General features: G+C 71.5%; 25 protein-coding genes. 9 read left to right on the top strand and 16 right to left on the bottom strand.

Annotation, left to right across the window (positions count from 1 at the left end):
* Positions 1–20: 20 nt before the first annotated feature.
* The 3 genes from FFK22_RS21825 to FFK22_RS21815 form a co-directional block, all read right to left on the bottom strand.
* Positions 21–986 carry a Wzz/FepE/Etk N-terminal domain-containing protein gene (locus tag FFK22_RS21825; RefSeq protein ID WP_138888794.1) on the bottom strand — a complete coding sequence of 322 codons (966 nt, stop codon included), beginning with the start codon at positions 984–986 and terminating at the stop codon, positions 21–23.
* Complete coding sequence (locus FFK22_RS21820) at positions 983–2,365, bottom strand: UDP-N-acetyl glucosamine 2-epimerase (RefSeq protein WP_138888793.1); 1,383 nt, start codon at positions 2,363–2,365, stop codon at positions 983–985. The genes FFK22_RS21825 and FFK22_RS21820 overlap by 4 nt, the downstream gene beginning before the upstream one ends.
* 190 nt (positions 2,366–2,555) lie before the next feature.
* Entirely contained in the window at positions 2,556–2,990 is a 435-nt protein-coding gene (locus FFK22_RS21815; protein WP_138888792.1) for a DUF1178 family protein, read from the bottom strand.
* Between the two features lie 94 nt (positions 2,991–3,084).
* Here FFK22_RS21815 and FFK22_RS21810 point away from each other — a divergent pair, with 94 nt between their 5' ends.
* The 5 genes from FFK22_RS21810 to FFK22_RS21790 all read left to right on the top strand — a co-directional run bounded on the left by FFK22_RS21810 (position 3,085) and on the right by FFK22_RS21790 (position 6,931).
* Entirely contained in the window at positions 3,085–3,639 is a 555-nt protein-coding gene (locus FFK22_RS21810; protein ID WP_221938764.1) for a bifunctional 2-polyprenyl-6-hydroxyphenol methylase/3-demethylubiquinol 3-O-methyltransferase UbiG, read from the top strand.
* A gap of 178 nt (positions 3,640–3,817) precedes the next feature.
* Entirely contained in the window at positions 3,818–4,822 is a 1,005-nt protein-coding gene (locus FFK22_RS21805; protein ID WP_138888790.1) for a Gfo/Idh/MocA family protein, read from the top strand.
* Entirely contained in the window at positions 4,819–5,514 is a 696-nt protein-coding gene (locus tag FFK22_RS21800) for a gamma-glutamylcyclotransferase (protein WP_221938763.1), read from the top strand. The genes FFK22_RS21805 and FFK22_RS21800 overlap by 4 nt, the downstream gene beginning before the upstream one ends.
* Before the next feature lie 45 nt (positions 5,515–5,559).
* Entirely contained in the window at positions 5,560–6,120 is a 561-nt protein-coding gene (locus FFK22_RS21795) for an isoprenylcysteine carboxylmethyltransferase family protein (protein ID WP_186002578.1), read from the top strand.
* 97 nt (positions 6,121–6,217) lie between these two features.
* On the top strand, positions 6,218–6,931 hold the full coding sequence (locus tag FFK22_RS21790) for a hypothetical protein (RefSeq protein WP_138888788.1): 714 nt from the start codon (positions 6,218–6,220) through the stop codon (positions 6,929–6,931).
* Between the two features lie 66 nt (positions 6,932–6,997).
* Here the strand turns inward: FFK22_RS21790 and FFK22_RS21785 are convergent, their stop codons facing one another.
* The 7 genes from FFK22_RS21785 to FFK22_RS21755 all read right to left on the bottom strand — a co-directional run bounded on the left by FFK22_RS21785 (position 6,998) and on the right by FFK22_RS21755 (position 14,436).
* Entirely contained in the window at positions 6,998–8,752 is a 1,755-nt protein-coding gene (locus FFK22_RS21785; protein ID WP_221938762.1) for an ABC transporter ATP-binding protein, read from the bottom strand.
* Between the two features lie 276 nt (positions 8,753–9,028).
* On the bottom strand, positions 9,029–9,703 hold the full coding sequence (locus FFK22_RS21780) for a YukJ family protein (RefSeq protein ID WP_138888787.1): 675 nt from the start codon (positions 9,701–9,703) through the stop codon (positions 9,029–9,031).
* Between the two features lie 10 nt (positions 9,704–9,713).
* On the bottom strand, positions 9,714–10,565 hold the full coding sequence (locus tag FFK22_RS21775; protein WP_138888786.1) for a carbon-nitrogen hydrolase family protein: 852 nt from the start codon (positions 10,563–10,565) through the stop codon (positions 9,714–9,716).
* 19 nt (positions 10,566–10,584) lie between these two features.
* The gene (grxC, locus tag FFK22_RS21770; protein WP_138888785.1) at positions 10,585–10,854 is read right to left on the bottom strand and encodes a glutaredoxin 3; all 270 of its coding nucleotides are present in this window, start codon (positions 10,852–10,854) and stop codon (positions 10,585–10,587) included.
* 96 nt (positions 10,855–10,950) lie between these two features.
* Positions 10,951–11,715 (bottom strand): ComF family protein, encoded by a 765-nt coding sequence (locus FFK22_RS21765; protein ID WP_138888784.1) that lies wholly within the window; start codon positions 11,713–11,715, stop codon positions 10,951–10,953.
* A gap of 9 nt (positions 11,716–11,724) precedes the next feature.
* Complete coding sequence (ggt, locus tag FFK22_RS21760) at positions 11,725–13,602, bottom strand: gamma-glutamyltransferase (protein WP_138888783.1); 1,878 nt, start codon at positions 13,600–13,602, stop codon at positions 11,725–11,727.
* Positions 13,603–13,689: 87 nt separating this feature from the next.
* Positions 13,690–14,436: an SDR family NAD(P)-dependent oxidoreductase gene (locus FFK22_RS21755; RefSeq protein WP_138888782.1), complete on the bottom strand. Its 747-nt coding sequence runs from the start codon at positions 14,434–14,436 to the stop codon at positions 13,690–13,692.
* Positions 14,437–14,516: 80 nt separating this feature from the next.
* On the opposite strand from FFK22_RS21755, the gene FFK22_RS21750 reads away from it, so the two are divergent.
* Positions 14,517–15,425, top strand: a complete 909-nt coding sequence (locus tag FFK22_RS21750) for a methyltransferase domain-containing protein (RefSeq protein ID WP_138888781.1) — start codon at positions 14,517–14,519, stop codon at positions 15,423–15,425.
* 7 nt (positions 15,426–15,432) lie between these two features.
* Here the strand turns inward: FFK22_RS21750 and rimI are convergent, their stop codons facing one another.
* The 6 genes from rimI to mutY form a co-directional block, all read right to left on the bottom strand.
* A complete protein-coding gene (gene rimI / locus FFK22_RS21745) occupies positions 15,433–15,885 on the bottom strand; it encodes a ribosomal protein S18-alanine N-acetyltransferase (RefSeq protein ID WP_138888780.1) in 453 nt (150 codons plus the stop codon).
* A complete protein-coding gene (gene tsaB / locus FFK22_RS21740) occupies positions 15,885–16,556 on the bottom strand; it encodes a tRNA (adenosine(37)-N6)-threonylcarbamoyltransferase complex dimerization subunit type 1 TsaB (protein WP_138888779.1) in 672 nt (223 codons plus the stop codon). The genes rimI and tsaB overlap by 1 nt, the downstream gene beginning before the upstream one ends.
* Before the next feature lie 88 nt (positions 16,557–16,644).
* The gene (locus FFK22_RS21735; protein ID WP_138888778.1) at positions 16,645–17,232 is read right to left on the bottom strand and encodes a malonic semialdehyde reductase; all 588 of its coding nucleotides are present in this window, start codon (positions 17,230–17,232) and stop codon (positions 16,645–16,647) included.
* A 21-nt stretch (positions 17,233–17,253) separates the two neighbouring features.
* On the bottom strand, positions 17,254–18,207 hold the full coding sequence (locus tag FFK22_RS21730; protein ID WP_138888777.1) for a glucosaminidase domain-containing protein: 954 nt from the start codon (positions 18,205–18,207) through the stop codon (positions 17,254–17,256).
* 118 nt (positions 18,208–18,325) lie between these two features.
* Positions 18,326–18,952: a NifU family protein gene (locus FFK22_RS44820; protein WP_221938761.1), complete on the bottom strand. Its 627-nt coding sequence runs from the start codon at positions 18,950–18,952 to the stop codon at positions 18,326–18,328.
* A gap of 135 nt (positions 18,953–19,087) precedes the next feature.
* Positions 19,088–20,167 (bottom strand): A/G-specific adenine glycosylase, encoded by a 1,080-nt coding sequence (gene mutY, locus FFK22_RS21720; RefSeq protein WP_138888775.1) that lies wholly within the window; start codon positions 20,165–20,167, stop codon positions 19,088–19,090.
* Between the two features lie 102 nt (positions 20,168–20,269).
* Between mutY and FFK22_RS21715 the strand changes: the two genes are divergently transcribed.
* The 3 genes from FFK22_RS21715 to FFK22_RS21705 form a co-directional block, all read left to right on the top strand.
* The gene (locus FFK22_RS21715) at positions 20,270–20,716 is read left to right on the top strand and encodes a DUF721 domain-containing protein (RefSeq protein ID WP_186002576.1); all 447 of its coding nucleotides are present in this window, start codon (positions 20,270–20,272) and stop codon (positions 20,714–20,716) included.
* A gap of 38 nt (positions 20,717–20,754) precedes the next feature.
* Positions 20,755–21,381, top strand: a complete 627-nt coding sequence (locus FFK22_RS21710; protein ID WP_186002575.1) for a DsbA family protein — start codon at positions 20,755–20,757, stop codon at positions 21,379–21,381.
* An 18-nt stretch (positions 21,382–21,399) separates the two neighbouring features.
* A partial coding sequence (locus FFK22_RS21705; RefSeq protein ID WP_143956856.1) for a chromosome segregation SMC family protein occupies positions 21,400–23,501 on the top strand: 2,102 nt, incomplete at its 3' end.

Raw genomic sequence — 23,501 nt, 5'->3', positions numbered from 1 at the left:
CCCGAAGCCTGCCGCCGCTCTCAGGCCCGGCGCCGCCTGCGGTCGATGCGGTGGGCGACGAAGGTGCCCACCGCGAGGCCGAGCAGCATGGCCAGGGCAAGGATGCGGCTCTTCTTCGGCGAGGTCGGCTCCGACAGCACCTCCGGCGGCTCCAGCGCCTCGGCGGCGAAGGGCAGGTTCGGCTGGATCAGCATCAGGATCTTCTCCTGGTCCAGGATCAGGCCGATCAGGGTCTGCCGATAGTCGTTGACGGTGACGCTCTGCAGCCGCCGCTGCAGGTATTCGAGCTTGCTCTGAGTCTGCTGGTAGATCGCCTGCTTGATCCGGTCATCGCTGTACTGGTGCAGATAGCGCAGGGTCTGGCGTGCCACCTCGGCGTCGGTCGCGTCGAGCGACAGGGTGGTGATCGGCGAATCGCGGTCCTGCTCCTGGTTGACATTCTTGCGCAGGAATTCGGCGACCGCCTGGGCGCTGGTGTCGACATCGGTGTCGAGGCCGAAATAGGCCTTGACCGGGGTCAGGAACGAATCGCTTTCCCAGATCTTCTTCTGGTCGTTCCAGCGCAGGCTCATCAGGCTCTCGATCAGCCCGGCATGGTCCTTCAGGGCCGACGCCGTGTTCACCGAGGTCAGCTGCTTGGAGAAACGGTCGAAATAGGTGACCTGCTCGGTGCCGGTCAGGCCGCCGAGGGAATTGGCGATCGCCGAGGCGCCGGCGTTGCGCAGCAGGTCGGACAGCTGCTGCGACGCTTCGGTCGGCATGACGACGAGCCGCGAGGTGTAGCGCTTCGGCGAGATCAGGATCCAGCCGACCCCGAGGCCGATCGCCACCAGCGTTATGACAGCCACCAGCAATTTGTGGCGCCAGGCCGAGCCGATCAGCTCCTGGGCGATGGTTTCGCTCGAACGGGCAGGCTCGCGGTCGGGCGCGGCGTCGGCCGCCTTCGGTACGGGGCCGAGGCGATGATGGTCGGCGGCGACGGTCATGCCGCACTCGCATTCGGTTGCCGGCGCGCTTCCACGCCCCTGAGCAGCGTCATGAAGCCATCGACCACGATCGCCACATTCTCCTCGGTCATGCTGCCCGGGTCGTGGACGGGGTCGCCCACCCGGCCGGGGAAGGACTGGGCGTAGAGCCAGCTCAGGAAGGCGACCGGCTCGGGCCGGCCGTCGCGATCGTCCTGCTGCAGCAGGCGCTCGAAACCGGCGCGGGTCAACGCCGACAGGTCGATCGTACCCGGCGACATCACCGGGGCGAAGTACATCGACGCGAAGGTCCCGGCCTTGAGGCCGAGCAGACCGGCCTCGAGGCAGACGGTGCCCGAGGGCGACAGCACCAGTTGCGCCGCCTCCATCAGCCGGAAGGTGTCGGCATGGGGATCGATCAGGCGGACGCCCGGGACCCCCCGCAACTCGTCATAGAAGCGCGGCGCGCGGAAGCCGAGCGCGTTCGAATGCTCCTTGACGTAGATCTCCCAGCCATGCGGGATCACCCGCGACAGGGCCCGGATATTCTCGATCTGGTTCGCCTTGCGGTGGACGACGACGTCGATCGACGCCTCCGGCTGCATGTGCAGCGTCACCAGCACGAAAGGGCGCGTCCCCGGGATGCCGTCGCGCTGGAACGGCTTCTGCCAGCGGACGCGGTAGGTGTTGACGATGCGGCTGAAGCGCCAGCGTGAGCGGTGCGCCAGGGTCGGCAGGGTCTCGTCGCCGTCGGTGGCCTTGGAGAAGGCCTGCACCACGGATTCGCCGAGCCAGTGGCTGCGGAAGAACCGGATCTTGTTGTTGATGTGAAAATAATAGGGCCGGTAGGCGCGGCTGCGCAGCGCCTCGACGATGGCCTCGGCGGCCTCGCGGTCCGACCGGTCCGGCTTGCGGACCTCGTGGATCCCGGTCTGGCTGTGGTCGGTGAAGAAGCCGAAGCGGTCGGACGGCACCCGCACCGTGGCCGGCACGAAGTAGCCCCGCCCCTGGGCCCTGCACAGCCGCGCCGTGGCCAGCTCGAAGGCCCAGGTCTGCTCGCCGAAGGCGGCGCGGATGTCGTGGGCCCGCAGGACGCGAGAGATTTCCCGCGCGACCACGGCCAGATAGGCCTTGCCATAGGGCCGCTTGCACAGCTCGCGGTCCATCAGGACGATTTCATTGGCGGCCAGCCCGCCGGTCTCCAGCTCGGTCAGCCCGGGATCGTCCGGGTCCGACGGTGGGGCCGTGCGCCATTCATCCCTGAAATCGGCGAGGCAGAGGATCCGGTCGCGACGCCAGCCTTGCTTGATCAGCGCATCGGCCCAACGCCGGCTGGCCGCGACCCAGAAGACCCCGACCCCCTTCCGCTCGAGGCCACGCCCGATCCTCTCGAAGAACATGGTCCGGTAATTGTTAGACAAAAGACATATATTCATTATTCCGAGCCATGGATCAGGGGCACACCACCGGCCCATAATCCACTAACCCGTAAGCGAAGGCGGTGACAAGGGACGACTCACGGACCGCGAGAAGAATCGCCCTGCCGATCAAATCATAGTGGTGATGGCGGGCCGCTCGGGCCGGTGCCGGTCAGGAATCGGTGCGCGACACCCAAGGAATACGGGCGACCCCGATTCCTTCTTCCTCCAGCTCGCGCGCCTCGGCCTCGGTCGCCTCGCCGTAGATGTCGCGATGCTCCGATTCCTCATGATGGATCTTGCGCGCTTCCTCGGCGAAACGGTCGCCGACATACTCGCAGTTTTCCTCGATCCGGCGGCGCAAGCTTTCCAGCTCGCGGCGGGCCTCGGCCATGGTGGTGTGGGTGCGGTGCCCGTCTTCCGGCGAGCGCTTGGCCGATGACCGCTTGCCGATCGCCGGCGCCATCAGCGCCTTCTCGACCGAGCCGCTGCCGCAGATCGGGCAGTTGACCTCCCCCGCCGCGACCTGCGCGTCATAGGTGTCGCTGTTGCGGAACCACGCCTCGAAGCCGTGGCCGCCCTCACATCGCAATTCGTACAGGATCATCGCATTCCATGCTCCGCTTTTGTCATACGATGGTCTGTCCCGGGCCGCAAAGAAAATGACGTCTCAAATCCCGCCGATGCCGCATATCCCCCCTGTGTCCGCCTGGGTCGCGCGCTTCGCGCCGCTGGTGCCGAGGACCGCGCCGGTGCTGGACCTCGCTTGCGGCAGCGGCCGCCATCTGCGGCATTTCCGGGACCGCGGCCACGCCGTGGCCGGCGTCGACATCGATCTGCAGGGGGTGGCGGACCTGACCGGCGCCGAGGGCGTCGAGATCCTGCGCGCGGACATCGAGGCCGGCCCGTGGCCCTTTGCCGGGCGCCGCTTCGCCGGCATCGTCGTCGCCAACTACCTGCACCGGCCGCTGCTGCCGGCGATCGTCGAGGCGCTGGCCTCGGGCGGGGTGCTGATCTACGAGACCTTCGCCCAGGGCAACCAGCGCTTCGGCCGGCCGTCCACCGCCGCCTATCTGCTCAAGGCCGGAGAGCTGCTGGACGCCGTGGCCGGGCGGCTGCAGGTCGTGGCCTATGAGCATGGCGAGGTCGCCTCGCCGCGCGCGGCGGTGGTGCAGCGGATCTGCGCCATTGCCGACCGGGCGCCGGTGCCGGCGCTGGACGGGTCGCCCGAACCGCATCCCCTGCCCGCGCCCTGAGCCAGCCTCCGGCTGGCTCAGTCGATAAGTGAGAGCGCGATTCACGTGTCAGGCGGAAGGCAACCTGCTTTCCGCCTGACACGATCGCGCTCTGCGCGCTCCCCATCGCCATCCGGAACCGCTAGGATCGCCTGGATTTGCGAAAACGTCGGGCATTTGCAGTCAGGAGGAGACAGGCGTGGCCGAAGGAACGATCGTCTGGGGCGTGCTGGGCGCCGCCAAGATCAACGACAAGGTCGTCCCGCCGATGACCGCGGCCCGGCACTGCCGGGTCAAGGCGATCGCCTCGCGCTCGGCGGAGAAATCCGCGGCCGCGGCAGCGAAATACGGGCTGCCGGTGGCCTATGACAGCTACGAGGCGCTGCTGGCCGACCCGGAGATCGACGCTGTCTACATCCCGCTGCCGAACCACCTGCATGTCGAATGGACGATCAAGGCGGTCGAGGCCGGCAAGCATGTGCTGTGCGAGAAGCCGATCGGGCTGAACGCCGAGGAGGCGCGCCGGCTGATCGCGGCGCGCGACAAGAGCGGCCGGCGTATCCAGGAAGCCTTCATGGTGCGTACCCACCCGCAATGGCTGAAGGTGCGGGAGCTGGTGCAGGAGGGCGCGATCGGCGAGCTGCGCGCCGTGACCGGCGCCTTCACCTACCGCAACATCGACCCCAACAACATCCGCAACAAGGCCGATGTCGGCGGCGGCGGGCTGCTGGACATCGGCTGCTATCCGATCACCACCTCACGCTTCGTCACCGGGCGCGAGCCGCGCCGGGTGGTGTCGCTGCTGGACCGCGACCCGGTGTTCAAGGTCGACCGACTGGGCAGCGTCCTCTTGGACTATGATGGGATCCAGGCCAGCTTCGTCTACTCGACCCAGATCCCCGGCTACCAGCGCATGCAGTTCCTGGGCACCAAGGGGCGGCTCGAGGTGGAGATCCCGTTCAACGCGCCGGCCGACCAGCCCTGCCGCCTGTTCCTGGACGACGGGTCCAGCCTGTTCGGGGACGGCGTCAAGCCGATCGAGATCCCGGCCTGCGACCAGTACGGCGTCGCCGCCGCCGCCTTCGCCGAGGCGATCCTGAAGCACGGCGAGCAGCCGGTGCCGCTGGAGAACACGCTGGCCAACATGCAGGTGATCGACGCCGTCTTCCGCTCCGCCCACACCGGCCGGTGGGAGACGCCGTGAGCGAAGTGCCGACGGTCGCCGAGCCGACCGCCATCACCCGCGAATCGCTGAAGAACGGCGTGCTGCAGCGCATGATCGCCGTCGGCGATCCGACCGCGGAGGTGCTGTCCTTCGCAGCGCTGGCGGCCTCGCGCCAAGCGACGCTGGCGGCGGAGGGCGCGGCCGGCGGCGACGTCTGGGTGTTCGCCTACGGCTCGCTGATCTGGAACCCGGCCTTCCATTTCGTCGAGCGGCGCACCGGGCTGATCCATGGCTGGCACCGCCGCTTCTGCCTGTGGACGTCGCTGGGCCGCGGCACGCCCGACCGGCCGGGGCTGGTGCTGGGCCTCGACCGGGGCGGCACCTGCCGCGGCGTGGTGTTCCGCATCGCCGCCGCGGCGGTGGAGGAGGAGCTGGACCTGATCTGGCGGCGCGAGATGGTGACCGCGTCCTACACCCCGCGCTGGGTCACGGCGGCGACGCCGGACGGCCCGGTGCGGGCGATCGCCTTCACCATCAACCGCGGCCACCAGCGCTATGCCGGCCGGCTGAGCGAGGACGAGACGGCGCAGGTGCTGGCCCGGGCCTGCGGCCAGCTCGGCACCTGCCAGGAGTATTTCCGCTCGACCCTCGACCATCTGGTGGCGCTCGGCATCCGCGACCACGGGCTGGAGGCGCTGCGGCGCCGCATCGCAGCGCTCGGGCTGGGCTGACCGGTCTAGAATGGCCGCCGGGAGGCGATGAACGCGGAGATTTCCATGGCGTTCGTCATCAACGGCCTGTGGGGGGCCTGGATCGTCTACTGGTATGTCGCCGCCGTCGGCACCAAGCCGGTGCGGCGCCGGGAATCGCCGGCTTCCCGCCTGTCCCACATCCTGCCGCTGGTGCTGGCCGTGGCGCTGCTCATCCGGCCGGGGATTGCCGGACCCGCACTGGAAGCACCGATTATTCCGTATCGACCCGGCTTCTCCGTCATCGGCGCCGTGCTGGTCGCTGCCGGCCTCGGCTTCGCCGTCTGGGCCCGAATCCACCTGGCCGGCAACTGGAGCGGCACGGTGACGCTGAAGCAGGACCACGAGCTGGTCCGCAACGGTCCCTATACCCTGGTGCGCCACCCGATCTACGCCGGCCTGCTGCTGGCCGTGACCGGCACCGTCGTCGCCAATGACCGCTGGAGCGGGCTGGTCGCCCTGGCGCTGGTGGCCGCCGCCTTCCTGCGCAAGATCGCAATCGAGGAGCGCTTCATGGCCGAGGCCTTCGGCCCGGCCTATGCCGACTATCGCCGCGCCACCGCCCGGCTGGTGCCGTATCTGTGGTGACCATCGCGCCGGACGAATTGGGAATATTCGCGCGTCTCGATCGTCCTGGGTAGTGAGCCGGGCGGCCTGCCGCCCGCATCACAACCCGGAGATTCCCATGCGCCATTCCTCGCGCACGACGCTTCCCTTCGCCCTGGCCCTCGGCCTGCTCTACGCATCCGGCGCGACCGCGGCGACCTGGACCCTGGCCGGCCCGTCGGCCGGGGACCCGATGTTCATCACCGTCAAGGACGGGAATGGCGGCGGCCACGGGGGCGGTAACGGCGGTGGGAACGGCGGCGGGAACGGCGGCGGGAATGCCGGTGGGAATTCCGGCGGCAAGAGCGATGCCGGCGACACCCGCGGCAAGAGCGCCGATCGAGGCTCCGTCGACCGGGCATCGGGCGCACCGGCCGACACCAGTCTCGACGACGACACCGACGTCGCCGTGAGCGGCCCGGGCCGGGCGCGTCAACTCGATGACGGAACATTCCGGAATCACGGCGCCCGGGTTTCCACCTCGGTCGCGCTGTCCAAGGAGCTGGGCTACGGCGCCCGTGTCGGCGCCATGCAGGGCAATTTCGGCACGCCGCAGGAGACCGGCATCCGGGCCCTTGAGGACCGGATCGCGGATCTCAAGGCGGACCCGACCACTGATCAGCGCGTCATCGACGCCCTGGAGGTCGAACTCGCCGAACGGATCGAGGCGGTGAAGCCCGGCACCGGCCCGACCGGAGGCTGGGAATCGACCAATCTGGATGTCGACGGCAACGGCGTGGTCGACGAGCACGACCTCTCCCTCGCCCGGCAGGGTTTCCGCCCGTTCGATTGAGCGCAGGCGGCAGCTCGATCTGCAGCGGAACGGGGCGCGACGGCATCGTCGCGCCCCGATGCTCTTCTAGAAGCTGGCCTGCACCCGGTAGAGGGCGGCATAGGCGCCGCCGGCGGCCAGCAGCTCCTCATGCGTCCCCTGCTCGGCGATGCCCTGGTCGGTCAGGACCAGGATCCGGTCGGCATGGCGCACCGTCGACAGCCGGTGGGCGATCACCAGCGTGGTGCGGTCCCGCGCCAGGTCGAGGAGCGCTTCCTGCACCGCCCGCTCGCTCTCGTTGTCGAGCGCGCTGGTGGCCTCGTCGAAGATCAACACCGCCGGGTCCTTCAGGAAGGCCCGGGCAATGGTCAGGCGCTGCTTCTGGCCGCCGGACAGCTTGACGCCGCGCTGGCCGACATCGGTGTCGTAGCCGTCCGGCAGCGCCATGATGAAATCATGCGCATTGGCCGCCCGGGCCGCGGCGACGATCTCCGCCTCGGTCGCGTCCGGCCGGCCATAGCGCAGATTCTCCGCCACGGTGCCGGCGAACAGGTAGACATCCTGCTGTACCACCCCGACCGCCCGCCGCAGCGAGGCCAGGGTGACGTCGCGGATGTCGGTGCCATCGATCAGGATCCGACCCTCGGTCGCCTCGTAGAAGCGCGGGATCAGGGCGCAGAGCGTGCTCTTGCCGCCGCCCGAGGCGCCGACCAGGGCGACGAACTCCCCCGGGCGGATGTCGAGCGTCAGGTTGCGGAACACCAGCGGCCGGTCGTCCTCGTAGCGGAAGCCGACGTCGCGGAAGGCGATCGCGCCGCGCGGCCGGGCCAGGTCGACGGCGCCGGGCCGGTCGCGGATGTCCGGCTCGACCTCCAGGACCTCCATCATCCGGGTGAAGCCGGTGTAGCCCTCCTGCCAGAGCCGGGCGAAGTTCGCCAGCCGCTTCACCGGGTCGACCAGCGCCGCGACGCAGAGCAGGAAGGTCAGCATGTCGGCGACGGCGAGCTGTCCCTCCGCGACCCGGACCGCGCCGGCGACGATGATGATCACCGTGATCAGCTGCGGAAACGTCTCCGTCCCCATCGAGAAGAAGGCCTCGCTGCGGTAGCCGGCGCGGCGGCTGTCCAGGAAGGCCGCGTTCTGCGCCTCGAAACGGCGGGTCTCGACCGCCTCGTTGGCGAAGGACTGCACCACCCGGATGCCGGCGAGCGAATCCTCCACCCGCTCATTGACCGCGGCGATCCGCTCGCGGCTGAGCAGGAGCGCCCGGTTCATGCGACGGTTGAAGTGCAGCGCATAGGCGACCGCGAAGGGCAGCACCGCCAGGATCATCAGGGCCAGCGGCAGGTCGAGCCAGGCCAGGATGGCGATCGCCCCGGCGAATTTCAGCACCGCGATCGCCAGGTCCTCGGGCCCGTGATGGTAGAGCTCGCCGAGGGAGAACAGGTCGTTGGTGATCCGGCTCATCAACTGGCCGGTGCGCTGGCGGTCGTAGAAGCCGAAGGACAGCTTCTGCAGATGCTCGAACAGCTCGCGGCGCAGGGCGCTTTCCATCTTCGCGCCCATGACATGGCCCTGATAGTCGACGAACAGGTCGGCGAGCGCCTGCAGCAGCACCACGCCGAGCATGGCCGCGCCGAGGACATACACCTCGTCGAGCGCCCCGGGGGCGTCGCCCAGGCCGATCAGCCGCTTGGTGACGATGTTGGCGCCGAGCGGCAGGATCAGCGCCGTGGCCGAGACGACGACCGCGCAGAACAGGTCGGCCGCCAGCAGCGGGAGGTGTGGCCGGTAGGTGGACAGGAATTTGCGCATCCGCGCCCGGGCCACGGCGCGCGGCACGTCGCGTGAGGCCTGCGGGGAGGCGGGCTGGACGCTGGGGGTATCGACCGCGGCGGCAGCCGGGCTGCGCGGCCGGAGAGCGAGGCGGCTAGGTGCGGCGTCTCGAGGCGCCGGCGACCTCCGAATTCGGGACAACATGAAGCGTCATGTCCTTGCGAGGGGCGGGAACTCCTTTCTGCTGGGACATGAACGTCGTCATCTTGCTCTCCTGGGATCGGTCGGCGGCGCACCATAGAGCAGCCGCTCCTCTCAGGCAACCCGTCGGGCCGCCGAGGGTCAGGCCTGCATGCGCCGCCGCCTGGCCTGCGCCGGCTGGCGGGGGTGGCCGGTGGCGTCGTCGGTCTGCCAGGACTGGGACTGGAACTTCAGGAACAGTGCCGCCCAGCGCCCCTGCGGGAAGGCGATCAGCAGGGCGCCGTCCTGGCCGACGCCGTTGTCGCCGCGGAACCGCTCCTCCGGGCTGCCCTGGTTCATGTGGATGTTGTGCATGCCGCGCGACGGGGCGAAGCCGAAGCCGTGATCGGCCACCGGGTCCGGCCCGAACGGCTCGCCGAAGGCGTAGAGCATGGCGTCCGGCTCATTGATCGCCCGGGCGACGATGCGGTCGATCTTCTCGCTCAGGTCGTTGTCCGGCCCCGGCAGCGTCGCCGGCAGCGGCCGCATGTGAGACCGGTCGAACAGCCCGTCGCGGACATAGTCCAGCCCCTGGCCCCAGGGGATCGCGGTCAGGCCCGGAGACAGCGCCGCCAGCCGCGCGGTCACCGGATGGTCGAAATCAGGGTCGAGCACATACTCCACCGCCGAGGGCCAGGCAGATCCCTGGACATTGATCGCCACCCGGTGGTCGCGGCCGCCGTCATCGACGCGGATCTGGTAATGGGTCGCCCTCTCGGCGGCGAGGCGGCGGTCGGTCGGGCGGCCCTTCAGCACCGCGTAGCGCTCGATCGCCATGCTCCGCCGGCTATTCCCCGGCCGCGCGCAGCGGCGGGCCGGGCGGGGCGACGCGGCGGTCGTGGCGCAGCGCCGGCACGGCGGTGCGCGCCTCCGCCACCTTCGCCAGGTCGATCTCGGCAGTGACGATTCCGACCTCCTCGCCGGCATCGGCCAGGATCTCGCCCCAGGGCGCCACAATCAGCGAATGGCCGTAGGTCTGGCGGCCCCTGTCATGGGTGCCGGTCTGGGCCGGGGCGATGACGAAGCTGCCGGTCTCGATCGCCCGGGCGCGCAACAGCACGTGCCAATGCGCCTGGCCGGTCTTGCGGGTGAAGGCGGCCGGCACGCTGAGGATTTCGGCGCCGGCTTGGGCCAGGGCCCGGTACAGATAGGCGAAGCGCAGATCGTAGCAGACGGTCAGGCCCAACACGCCGCCGGTGGGCAGCGGCGCCACCACCGCCCGGTCGCCCGGGCCGAAGGTGGCACTCTCGCGGTAGCGTTCGCCGCCGGCCAGGTCGACGTCGAACATGTGGATCTTGTCGTAGCGCGCCAGGATCTCGCCCGACGGCGCGAACAGGTAGGAGCGGTTGGCGGCCTTGCCGTCCGGGAGCCCGATCGAGAGCGACCCGATCAGCAGCGTCGCCCCGGTCTCGCGCGCCAGGTCGGCGAAGAAGGGCAGGCCGGGATGCCGGTCCTCCGGCAGAGAGCGCTCGAGCACGGCCTCCCGGCCCTGGACGATGAAGCCGGTGTTCTCCGGCGTCGCGATCAGCGTCGCCCCGGCGTCGCGGGCCCGTCGGATCAGCGCCCCCGCGTCCTGCAGATTCGGCTCGATCTCGGTGCCGACATTGAGCTGGACGCAGGCGGCGGTGAAGCGGGTCATCCTTCGCCTCGAAGCGGACTCAGGCGGGCGCAGATTCGGCCAGGAGCGGGTCGAGCCTGCCGGCGCGCTCCAGCGCCTGGAGGTCGTCATTGCCGCCGACATGGGTGGCGCCGATGAAGATCTGCGGCACGGTGTGGCGGCCATTGGCGCGCTGCCGCATCTCGTCCCGCCGCGACGGTTCGGCCACCACATCGATCTCCTCGAAGCTGACGCCCTTCTGGGTCAGCAGCTTCTTGGCCATGTAGCAGTAAGGGCAGAACGGGCTGGAGTAGACGGTAACCGGTGGCATGAAGATCCTCCGAAGAGTTCCTCGAATATGAGGTCATTCGGCCGAGGATGCCAGGGGTCTGCGCCCGAAGAATGGCGCCCATGCCCTGGGCGCGCCTCAGCCTCCGGGCGGCGGGACCCTGGCCAGGGTGACGACATCGACCCCGGCCGCCCCCTTGCGCCGCAGCGCCCGGGCGCATTCGTCGATGGTGGCGCCGGTGGTCAGCACGTCGTCGACCAGCAGCACGCGGCGGCCCTCGACCAGCGCCTCGCGGCCGGGCCGTACGGCGAAGGCGCCGGCGACGTTGCGCCGCCGCGCCCGGCGGTCCTGGCCGCCCTGGCTGGGCGTCGGCCGGCGCCGCAGCAGCAGGTCCGGCGCCACCGGCCGGCCGGCTTCGCGGCCGAGCGCCAGGGCCAGCAGCGCCGCCTGATTGTAGCGCCGGCGCAGCAACCGCCAGCGGTGCAGCGGCACCGGCGCGATCACGTCGGCCTCGGCCAGGAACGGCGCCGCCGCCCGCTGCAGCAGGCGGCCGAAGGCCGGCGCCGCATGGGTCTGGTCGCCATGCTTGAAGGCCAGGATCAGCTTGCGGCTGAGATCGTCGTAGAGGAAGGCAGCACGGGCCCGGTCCCACAGCGGCGGGAAGGCGAGGCAGTTGCCGCAGACAGGGTCGTCGCCCGCGCCCTCCGCCGCCGCATGGTCGAAGGGCAGGCCGCAGCGCCGGCATTGCGGCGGGCCGAGGAAGGCGAGCTGCCCCCAGCAGGCGGCGCACAGCGCCCCCGGCGCCACGATCTCGGCGCCGCAGGACAGGCAGCGCTGCGGCAGCACGGCATCGAGCAGGGCGGTGCCGGCGCGGCCGAGCCAGGGGGTGAAGGCCAGGCGCATCGCAGTCGGCTACCGCCCGACGGCGACGCCCCCGCGCCGCGAGTCGGAGCCGCCGACCAGCCCGTCCGGGCCGATCTGGATGCCCTGCAGCCCGCTGGGCTGCTCCATCACCACGACGTCGTGGCCGCGCGCCGCCAGGACGTCCTTCAGCCCCGCGGCGGCGGTTCCGGCCTCCAGCTCGGTGCGGCCGTTGAGATTGACGACATGGCCCAGATCGATCGCCTGCTGCACGTCCAGCCCCCAGTCCAGCACGCCGATGATAGCCTGGGCGACATAGGGGATGATACGGGCGCCGCCGGGCGTCCCGATCACCAGCACCGGCCGGCCGGCCTGGTCCAGCACGATGGTCGGGGCCATCGAGGTGCGCGGCCGCTTGCCGGGCTCGACCCGGTTCGCCACCGCGCGGCCGCCGGCATAGGGCGCGAAGGAGAAGTCGGCCAGCCCGTTGTTGAGCAGGAAGCCGCGCACCATCAGATGCGAGCCGAAGGCGCCCTCGATCGAGGTGGTCAGCGAGACGACGCTGCCGTCCGCGTCGACGAACGAGATGTGGCTGGTGTTCGACGGCTCGGTCGAGGTGTCGACGCTGCGCTCCTGTCCCACGCGCCGCGGCGGGTTGCCCGGCGGCGCCGGCACGGGCACCGCCTTGTCGGCGGAGATCATCCGCGCCCGCGCGGTCGTATAGGTGCCGTCGATCAGGCTCGATGTCGGGACCAGGATGAAATCCGGATCGGCGACATAGCGGTCGCGATCGGCCGTGGCCAGCTTGCCGGCCTCGGCGAACAGGTGCCAGGCATCGCCCGAGCCGGGGCCGGTCGTGGGCATCCTCAAATGTTCGAGCATGCCGAGGATCTGGCCGACCCCGATGCCGCCGGCGCTCGGCGGCCCCATGCCGCAGACCCGCCAGACGCGATAGGGGACGCAGACGGGCTGGCGTTCGACCACCCGGTAGACCTCGAGGTCGATCGGCGCCAGCCGGCCGGCATTGCCGGGCGCGCCCTGGGCTGCGCCGACGATGTCGGCGCCGATCGGGCCGAGATAGAAGGGCCCGTCACCGGCGCCCAGGATGAAGCGCAGAGTGTCGGCGAAGGCCGGGTTGCGCAGCGTCTGGCCGGCCTGCAGCGCCTGGCCGCCGGGGAAGAAATAGTCGCGCGCCCGCGGATCCCGCTTCAGCCGCTCGGCCGTGTCGCCGGTCAGCAGGCCGGCCAGCCGCGGCGACACGGTGAAGCCCTTCTCCGCCAGATCGATCGCCGGCCGGAACAGCCGGGCCAGCGACAGCCGGCCCCAGCGCTGATGCGCCTGGAGCAGCAGCTTCAGCGTGCCGGGCGCGCCGACCGAGCGGCCGCCGATCGCCGCAGCGGCCAAGGAGATCGGCTGGCCGTCCGGGCCCAGGAACATGTTGGCATCCGCGCCCCGCGGCGCGGCTTCGAGTCCGTCGAGCGAGGTCAGCCGGCCCGACCGCCCGTCGAAATACAGCAGCAGCGCCCCACCGCCGATGCCGCCCGATTGCGGCTCGACCAGGTTGAGCACCAGCTGCACCGCGATCATGGCGTCGACCGCGGTGCCGTTCTCCGCCAGCGCGTCGTAGCCGGCCCGGGCCGCCACCGGATCGGCGGCCGCCACCATGAACCGCTTGGCGCGGACCGCGGGTTCGGCGGGACGGACGGCCGCAGCCGGGCTGGCGACCACGGGGGCCGGTCCGCCCGGCGGCGACGGCTCCGGCCGGACCGCAGGTTCCACGGGGCCGGCGGCCACATCCTGGCTCGCGACGACGGGTGCCGCGCCGGGGGGCGGCGACGGCTCCGGCCAGAGCGCGTCGACGGCAACGAACAGCAGGCCGGCGCCGACCGCGCCGCACAGAAACACGACCCACCAACCGGTCCGCCGCATCTCTCCCTCGCCGATCGCGTCATATCCGCATAAGGGAGTATTCCACGACGGCGGCCAGTTCCCAATCCCCGTGTGGGGCAGGGCCGGTCAGGTCAGGCTGAGGCCGCCGTCCAGCATCACGATCTCGCCGGTCACGTAGTCCGAGCGGATCAGGCCGAAGACCACTTCGGCGACATCCGCCGGCTGCGCCGGGCGGCGCATCGGCGCGGTGGTGGCCCAGAGACGCTGCGCCTCGGTCCAGTCGGCGGTCATCGGCGTGTCGACCAACCCGGGGGCGACGGCGTTGACCCGGATCGCCGGCGCCAGCGACTTGGCCAGCAGGCGGGTGACATGGTGCAGCGCTGCCTTGGAGGCGGCATAGGGCACCGAGGCGCCGCGTGGCCGTGCCCCGGCATGGGAGCCGATATTGACCACCGCCGCCGGCTGGCCCCGCACCGCCGCCGATTGCCGCAATGCGTCCTCGGCCTCGGCCACCAGCAGCCAGGGGGCGATGACGTTGACCTGGTGCAGCCGGCGCCAGAGCTCGGGCGTCGCCCCTTTGAGGTCGGAGTGCGGCACCGTGGCGGTGATGCCGGCGCTGTTGACCAGCGCGTCGATCCGGCCATGCCGCGCCAGCACCGCCCGGACCAGGGCCGGCGGCCCGTCATCGGTCGCCAGGTCGGCGGCGGTGTAGCTGCCCCCGAGCTCCGCGGCCAGCGCCTCGCCGGCCGCGACCGAGGCGCGAGAATGCAACGCCACGGCATAGCCTTCGGCGGCCAGCCGCCGGGCGACGGCCGCGCCGATGCCCGAGGTCGATCCCGTCACCAGCGCCGCCGGCCGGTCCGCTGCGGTCATGATCCGTGTCCTTCGCTGTCGGCCCTTCGCGCCACCAAAGAGCGGTGCGGCGGTCCTCCGCAACCCCTATAGTGCGCGCCATGACGCAATCCGACGGCATGATGGTGTTCGACCGGGCGCTGGTGCGCCGGCGGCGCGACCGCGCGGCGCCAGGCCTGGCCGGGCACAATTTCCTGTTCGAGCATGTGGCGGCGATGCTGGCCGACCGGCTGCTCGACGTCACCCACCGCTTCCCGGTGGCGCTCGACCTCGGCTGCCATGACGGCGCCGTGGCCCGGGCGCTGGCGGATACGGACAGGATCGACACGCTGGTCCAGGCCGACCTGTCGCCCGCCCTGGCCCGAAGTGCAGCCGCGAATGGCCGGCCGACGCTGGCCTGCGACGAGGAGCTGCTGCCCTTCGGCGAGGGCACGCTGGACCTGGTGCTGAGCAACCTGTCGCTGCACTGGGTCAACGACCTGCCCGGGGCGCTGCTGCAGATCCGCCGGGCGCTGCGGCCGAATGGGTTGTTCCTGGCGGCAATGCTGGGTGCCGGCACGCTGGCCGAGCTGCGCACCGCCCTGGTCGAGGCCGAGACCGAGCTGACCGGCGGCGCCAGCCCGCGCCTGTCGCCTTTCGCCGATCTGCGCGACGCCGCCGGCCTGCTGCAGCGCGCCGGCTTCGCCCTGCCGGTGGCGGATGCCGAGACGGTGACGGTCAGCTACGAGAACGCCTTCCGCCTGGTCGCCGACCTGCGCGGCATGGGCGAGACCAATGCCGGGCTGAACCGCAACCCCGCGCCGCCGCCGCGCGCCTTCTGGCCGACTGTCGCCGCCCGCTACGCCGAGCGCTTCGCCGAGCCGGACGGGCGCATCCCGGCCAGCTTCGAGGTGCTGTTCCTGGCCGGCTGGGCGCCGCATGACAGCCAGCAGCAGCCGCGCCCACGCGGCAGCGCCAACCGCTCGCTGGCCGAGGCGCTGGGCACGGTGGAGCGGCCAGTGCGGCAGTAACCGGCGCCTACGCCGCGCCCAGCGCCCGCTTCATGACGATGGCGTCGACTGCGGCCGGGCCGACCTTGTAGTAGCCCTTGCGGCGGCCGGCCTCGCTGAAGCCGGCGCCGCGGTAGAGCGCCAGCGCCGCCGCGTTGTCGGTCGCAACTTCGAGGAACAGCGTTTCCGCCCCGGCCGCCGCGCAGAGGTCGGTCAGGGCGTCGAGCAGCAGGCGCCCGCCGCCGCGGCGGCGCTGGCCGGGCAAGAGCGCGATCGACAGCAGCTCCGCCTCGTCCGCCGCCACCCGGCCCAAGGCATAGCCAAGCGGCTCTCCGGCATCGTCGAGGGCGATCAGCGCGAACACGCCGGGGCCGGCGAGCAGCTGCGCCAGCCGGTCCGGCGCCCAGGCCTCGGTGAAGGCGGTTTCGTACAGGGCCGACAGCACCGCCGCTTCGGCCGGGCCGGCCTCGACGATGCGCATCACGGCTTCGGCGCCCGCTCGGCCAGCGGCACCGCGTCGGGCGGCCGGACATAGAGCGGCGGTGGCGGGCCTTCGCGCGCCTGGTCTGCCCGGTCCTCGGCCAGCCGGGCCACGGTGGCGGGATCGATCGCCGACTGGCCGGCATGGTGCACATCCGCCCGGCCGGCCAGTGCCGGCAGCAGCAGATGCACACCGTCGCCGGCGACGGTCAGGGGACCGGACGGGATCAATGCCGCCAGCTCGACTGCCGGCAGGCACAGCGGCTCGCCCAGGGGGTTCCCGCTCGCGGCGAACAGCCGGGCGAAGGGCTCGGTCCGTCGTCCGTCCAGCGCCACCAGGATGCTGCCCGCGGCGACCGGTCCGAGATCGGCCAGTACGGCGTCGAAGCTGGGGATGCCGACGATCTTCCGGCCGGCGCCGAGCGCTAGCCCGCCGACCGCGGCGAGCCCGACCCTGAGCCCGGTGAAGGAGCCGGGGCCGGTGGTGACGCCGAACAGGTCGATATCGCCGGGCGCGACCCCGGCCTCGGCCAGCACCTCCAGCACCAGCGGCATCAGCCGCACGGCATGGCCCTGGGCCATTGCCTCGGTCCGTGCGGCCACGACCTTGCCGTCGCGCCGCACCGCCACGCCGCAGCCGGCGCCGGCCGCATCGAGCCCGAGCACGATCATGCGCCGGCTCCCGCCCCTGCAGCAGGCGCCCGGTCGCGGTCGATGTTACTCATTGCTGAACCAGGGATCATCCGATGCGTACACGCGCTCACACGATCCGGCAGGCTTCCTCGAAGGCCAGGCGCGGGCGGCGGGGGAATTCCTTGCTGCGGTCGACATAACCGATATCGACCAGGAGGCTTGAGCGCCAGCGGGTGCCGGAGAGGAAGGCGGCGTCGACCTTGGCCCTGTCGAACTCGCCCACCAGCCAGCAGCCGAGGCCCAGGCCGCGCGCCGCCATGATCAGATAGGCAGCCTGCATCGCCGCGTCGCGATGCGCCGTCTCCAACGCCAGATCGGGCCGGGCGGCGAAGCGGATCGCCGTCTCCGGCTCGTCCGGCAGCAGCTTCGGCAGATGCTCGTGGAAGGCCGAGTCATAGGCCACGATCGCGGTCACCGGCGCCTGCAGCGTCGCGCCCAGCACCTCGGGGTCGACCGAGGGGCGCAGCGCCACCCTGCCCTCCTCGGAGGTGACGAAGACGATCCGCGCCGGACAGGAATTGGCGCTGGTCGGCCCCCGCTTCATCAGATCGTAGATCGCGCGGAGCGTCGCCTCCGGGATCGCCTCGTCGAGGAACACGCATCGGGCGCGCGCCTCGCGGAACAGCGTGTCGAGCGCGATCTTGTCGAGCGCCATGGCCATTTGTCGCAGAAAGTCTCAGCTCGCGGCAGGTAAGCCCAACCCGCGATCCGCGGCAAGCCGCGCGGAATCGAGCTCGACGAGATCGTTGCCGCGGATCATGGCCCGGACATCGCGGATATAGGCCGTTCCGCGCGTCGAATAGCGCAGAAGGGTCGACGCCAGATCATAGCCGTCAAGCTCCAGCCGCGCAGCTCGGAGCGCCGCGCGGCGGGCGCGGAAGCCGATATAGGCCGGATGGGTGTTGAGGTTGCGGGCGTAGGAGGCGACCCCGTCGATCAGCCGGTCGAAGGCGGCGTAGCGCGCCGCCGACCCCGCGGTCTGGCCGAACAGCGCGTTGCGGCGCTGGGCGCTGTACGAGGTGCCCCAGCCCGATTCGACCGCGGCCTGCGCCAGGGCCAGGGAGACCGGGATAACGTCGACCCGCAGCAGCAGCGCGTCGAGGTCGCCGTCGGCGACGCCGTAGCGCTCGCCGAGCTCCGCCAGCCAAGCCCGCGAGTCCGCCGAGGGCGCCAGGCCGAGATGCTGCAGCCCCTGCAGCGCCAGCAGCCGGTCGCGGTCGTGGCCGATGTCCTCGTTGACCCGCAGCACCAGCGGCAGCAGGGCGTTGAAGAACACGTCCTTGCGCAGATCGGTCGAATCGAGCCGGCGCAGATCGGACGGCATCGCCTCGACCAGCAGGCGCGGCACATCGGCCTCGCCATCGCGCACATCGGCGAGGGCGTAGTCGGCGCTGTCGAAGATCTCGCTGAGCTTGCCGGCGCTGTCGACCTTGAGGACGAGGTCCGAGGTCTTGTCGATCGGCGGCACCGCCGAGGCCGGCAGCGCCAGGTCTTGCGGCGGCAGGTCGGCGACCTGCAGCTCAGCCGGGGGTTGATCGGTGGGGGCCGCCGGCTCAGCCAGGGCGGCAAGGGGCACGATCAGCAAAAGGCCGGCCAAGGCGGCGGCCGGTCGAAACACACGAAACTGCATGGACCTCGTTCTTGGTTGCGCCCGGGCCAGCGATCCCGGGCGCCCCGCCTATCGGCACGACCGGGTCCGCAGGCGCCCCGCCAACAGGGGGCGCCGCCGGGGGGAGCGCAGCCCGCCGTCAGGCGACGGCGCGCACCTCCGTCACTTCGGGGATGTAGTGGCGCAGCATGTTCTCGATGCCGGCCTTCAGCGTCATGGTCGAGCTGGGACAGCCTGAGCAGGAGCCCTGCATGTGCAGATATACCACGCCGTGCTCATAGCCCTGGAAGATGATGTCGCCCCCGTCCTGGGCCACGGCGGGCCGGACACGGGTGTCGATCAGCTCCCGGATCTGGGCTTCGATCTCCGATTCCTCGGCCGACTGGGAGCCCTCCGCCGCCGCCTCGGCCACGATGACCGGCCGGCCGGCGGTGAAATGCTCCATAATCACGCCGAGGATCGAAGGCTTCAGCACGTACCAGTCAAGGGTGTCGGCCTTGCTCACGGTCACGAAATCGGTGCCGAGAAACACGCCGGTGACGCCCTCGATCTCGAACAGGCGCTGCGCCAAAGGCGACCGCGCCGCCGTGTCCGGCGACGGGAAGTTGGCGGTGCCCGCATCCATCACCGCGCGGCCCGGCAGGAACTTCAGGCTCGCCGGGTTGGGTGTCTGCTCGGTCTGGATGAACATGGACACGGTTCCTTCGATATGCCCGGCCTCGTGGCCGGGCGCCGGCAGGGTGAAGACGACGGCCCGGAAGATCAAGACGAAACCGGGCGCCACAGAGTCGCACGCCAATCGCCGCTGACCGTCCCGGACCGGTTATCTGCGCAACCTCACCGTCCCGACGAGGTCGGATAGAGGGCGGTGATTAGGGCTGATTTGTGGCGCCCGCCCCGGTCATTCAAGATGCCGCAGGGCATGGCGGGCGATCTTCCACATCGCCGTCGGCAGCCCGGCCTCGCCCAGCTGGTCCGGCGACATCAGGAGTCCGCCCTCGACCGGCGCCTTGAGCCGGCCGGCCGCCACCGTCAGCTCGAAGTCGAAATGGGTGAAGCCGTGCCGCACCAGGCCAGGCAGCAGCCGCCAGCCGCTGCCGCCCGGCGCCTCGGCCAGCACCGCGGCGAGCTCCGGCATCGGCTGCTCGATCCAGGCGGAGGACGGGAACTCCATCATCCCGCCCAGCATGCCCTTGGGCGGCCGGCGGCGCAGCAGCACATGGCCGCGCGCATCGGTCAGCCAGAAGGCCACCGCCCGGCGGGTCGGCTTCGCCGCCTTGGCCAGCTTGGCCGGCAGGTCCTCGGCGATGCCGCGCTTCCGGGCCCGGCATGGGGCGGACCAGGGGCAGAGGATGCATTTCGGGCTGCGCGGGGTGCAGATGGTGGCGCCGAGATCCATCACCGCCTGGGCATAATCGCCCGGCCGCCGGCGCGGGGTCAGGGTGGTGGCGTGGGTCTTCAGGATCGGCTTTGCGGTCGGCAGCGGCATCTCGACCGCGAAGATCCGGGCCATCACCCGCTCGACATTGCCGTCCATCACCGCGGCCGGCCGGTCGAAGGCGATCGCCGCGATCGCCGCCGCGGTGTAGTCGCCGATCCCCGGCAGCTGCCGCAATTCCGCCTCCTGCGACGGGAACACTCCGCCATGGCGTTCCACCACCAGGACGGCGCAGCGATGCATGTTCCGGGCCCGGGCGTAGTAGCCCAGCCCAGCCCAGGCGCGCAGCACCTCCTCCACCGGCGCCGCGGCCAGGTCGGCCACCGTCGGCCAGCGCCGGGTGAAGTCGAGGAAATAGTCCTTCACCGCCGCCACGGTGGTCTGCTGCAGCATGATCTCGCTGAGCCAGACCCGGTACGGGTCCGCCGTCTTGCCCGCCGGCGCCCGCCATGGCAAGACACGGCGGTGCCGGTCGTACCAGGCCAGGAGCGCCGGGGCGAAGTCGGCGGGGGTAAATTCGGCGGACGTGGCTGTATCGGGCATGGCTCGCGTTGCCGCTCGGGGGTGCGTTGCGCCACTATAGGGACCCGAGTCCCGCAATTCGATCATGCAGTCGCGTTCCCGCCGATGAGCTATCCGAGATCCATGGCCGCCTTGGTTCCCGCTTTGGCCCGCAAGGCGCTGGGCGGCGGGCGCAGCGCCATCGGCAGCCTGTTCGCCGACTGGCCGTCGGTGGTCGGCGACCACTGGGCCGACCGGGCCGTGCCGGAGAAGCTGAGCTTCCCGGCCGGCAAGCGCGACGGCGGCACGCTGGCGCTGAGGGTTGACCCGGCCGACGCCATCCTGCTGCAGCATGACCAGGACCGGCTGATCGAGCGGATCAACGGCCATTTCGGCTATGCCGCGATCATCCGGATCAAGCTGGTGCAGGCGCCGCTGGCCCGCCGGACCGCGACACCGAGCCGCCGTTCCCTGACCCCGGCGGAAGAGGCGATGCTGGAGGGGCCGCTCGAATCGGTCGACGACCCCGAGTGGAAATCCCGACTTGCGGCCTTCGGCCGGGCGCTCTATGCCCGGACGCCACCGCGATGACACTTGGGCACGAGGCCCGGACCCATGGAGACCATCGGATGCTGAAGACCCTCCTCGCCGGCCTGGCCCTGGCCGCCGCGACATTTATGGCCGGATCGGCCTCGGCCCAGGCCTGGGATCCGAAGATCACCGACACCGACTATGTGATGGGCAAGGCCGACGCGCCGGTGACGATGCTGGAATTCGCGTCCTTCACCTGCCCGCATTGCGCCGCCTTCACCAACGACGTGCTGCCGCAGCTCGAGAAGGCCTATGTCGACACCGGCAAGGTCAAGATCGTGTTCCGCCAGTTCCCGCTGAACGGGCTGGACCTGCGGGCCGGGATGATGGCGCGCTGCGCCCCGCGCGAGCAGTATTTCAACATCGCCAAGGTGCTGTTCCAGACCCAGCAGAGCTGGGCCACCGCCGGCGACCCGATCGGCGCCCTGGCGCAGATCGGCGGCATGGCCGGACTGCCGAAGGACAAGTTCGACGCCTGCCTGGCCGACAACGCCGTCGCCGACGCCATCATCAAGCTGGGCCAGGAGGCGCAGGCCGACTACAAGGTCAACGCCACCCCGACCTTCGTCGTCGAGGGCGAGAAGCTCGAGGGCGAGGCCAGCTTCGACACCTTCAAGGCGCTCTTCGACAAGAAGCTCGCCGAGAAGGGCGTCGCCACCAACTGACGGGCAGGAGCCGCCGCCGTGCATTTCGCCCGGCTCCGCCTGTCGGGCTTCAAATCCTTCGTCGATGCGACGGACGTGGCCATCGAGCCCGGCCTGACCGGCGTGGTCGGGCCGAATGGCTGCGGCAAGTCGAACCTGGTCGAGGCGCTGCGCTGGGCGATGGGCGAGAACTCCGCCCGGCGCATGCGCGGCCAGGAGATGGACGACGTCATCTTCGGCGGCACCACCGGCCGCGCCGCGAGAAACCTGGCCGAGGTGACGATCACGCTGGACAACAGCGACCGCACCGCGCCCGGCTGGGACCACGCCGACAGCATCGAGATCGTCCGCCGGATCGAGCGCGGCACCGGCTCTGAATACCGGGTCAACGGCAAGCCGGTGCGCGCCCGCGACGTGCAGCTGCTGTTCCAGGACAACGCCTCGGGCCCCGCCTCCCCCGCCCTGGTCAGCCAGGGCCGGATCGCGGCGATGATCTCCGCCCGCCCGGCGGAGCGGCGGCAGATCCTGGAGGAGGCGGCCGGCATCACCGGCCTGCACAGCCGCCGGCACGAGGCCGAGCTGCGGCTGCGCTCGGCCGACGAGAACCTGGTCCGCCTCGACGACGTGCTGGTGCAGCTCGACGCCCAGCTCGGGGGCTTGCGCAAGCAGGCGCGGCAGGCGGTGCGCTACCGCACCGTCTCGGAGCAGATCCGCCAGGTCGAGGCGACGCTGCTGCACCTGCAGTGGAGCGCGGCGGGCACCGCCCTCGCCGAGGCCCGGCGCGCCTATGACGCCAATGAGCAGGTGGTGCGCGAGCGCATGATCGCGGCGACCCGCGGCACCACCGAGCAGACCGAGGCCGCCGCCGCCCTGCCGGCCCTGCGCAAAGCCGACGCCGAATCCGCCGCGGCGCTGCAGCGCTACCTGGTCGAGCGCGAGACGCTGGAGGCCGAGGCCGGCCGGCTGAGCCAGTCGATACTCGACACCAATCGGCGGCTGGAGCAGGTCACGGGCGACCTGGTGCGCGAGCGCTCGCTGGGCGCCGACGCCGCCCAGGCCCTGGCCAAGCTGCAGGACGAACGCGAGCGGATCGAGCGCCAGAGCGCCGGCGAGGCCGATGCCGAGGACGGCGCGCGTCGGTTGATCGACACCCAGCGCGAGATCGTCGACGGGCTGGACGGCAAGCTGACCGCGCTGACCGAGGCCGCGGCCGGCGACGAGGCTCGGCGCCAGAGCCTGGCCAAGCGCCAGCGCGAGCTGGAGGGTCGCCTGCTGGACTTGGTCCGCCGGCACGAGGATGCGCTGCGCCAGGTCGCCCAGGTCGAGACCGAGCTGGCCGGCGCCGACGGCGCCGAAGCCGCCGCCCTGGTGCTGGCCGAGGCCGAGGCTCGGCTGGAGGCGGCGCAGGAGGCGGTCGAGACTGCGGAGAGCCGGCGCCAGGCCGCCGATTCGGCCTTTTCCGGCGCCCGCGAGACCGCCCAGTCCGCCGAGGGCGCCGCGACCCGGCTGAAGGCCGAGGCCGACGGCCTGCGCGCCGCGCTCGGCAGCGGCAAGGGCGATTCCGCCCGCGCGCCGATCCTGGACCAGCTGCGGGTCGCGCCCGGCTGGGAGGCGGCGCTGGGCGCCGCGCTCGGCGACGAGGCCTCGGTGCCGGCCGACCGCTCGGCGCCGCTGCATTGGGCCGAGCTGCCCTTCTATGACGACGCGGCCCCGCTGCCGGCCGGGACCGAGCCCCTCGCGGGGCATGTCACTGCCCCAGCGGCCCTGGCGCGCCGGCTGGCCCATATCGGCGTGGTCGCGGACGCGGCGGCGGCCGAAGCGCTGCAGCCGGCGCTGCGGCCAGGCCAGGCGCTGGTGACCAGGGCCGGCGGCCGCTGGCGCTGGGACGGGCTGGTGGCCCGGCCGGGCGCCCCCTCCCCCGCCGCGGCACGGCTGCAGCAGCGCAACCGGCTGGAGCAGCTGGAGGTGCAGCTCTCGACCGCGGCCGAGGCCGCCGAGACGGCGCGGCGGGCGGCGGATGCGGCGCGCCAGGCGGCCCAGGCGGCGCAGGATGCCGACCGAGCGGCCCGGCGCGGCCAGCAGGATGCCGTCGCCGCCGTCGGCCGCGCCCGCGAGGCGCAGAGCAAGGCGGCCCAGGCCGA

Source organism: Mycobacterium sp. KBS0706, from assembly GCF_005938675.2.
Classification (GTDB): Bacteria; Pseudomonadota; Alphaproteobacteria; order DSM-16000; family Inquilinaceae; genus Inquilinus.
This window is presented reverse-complemented; position numbering and strand designations above follow the sequence as displayed.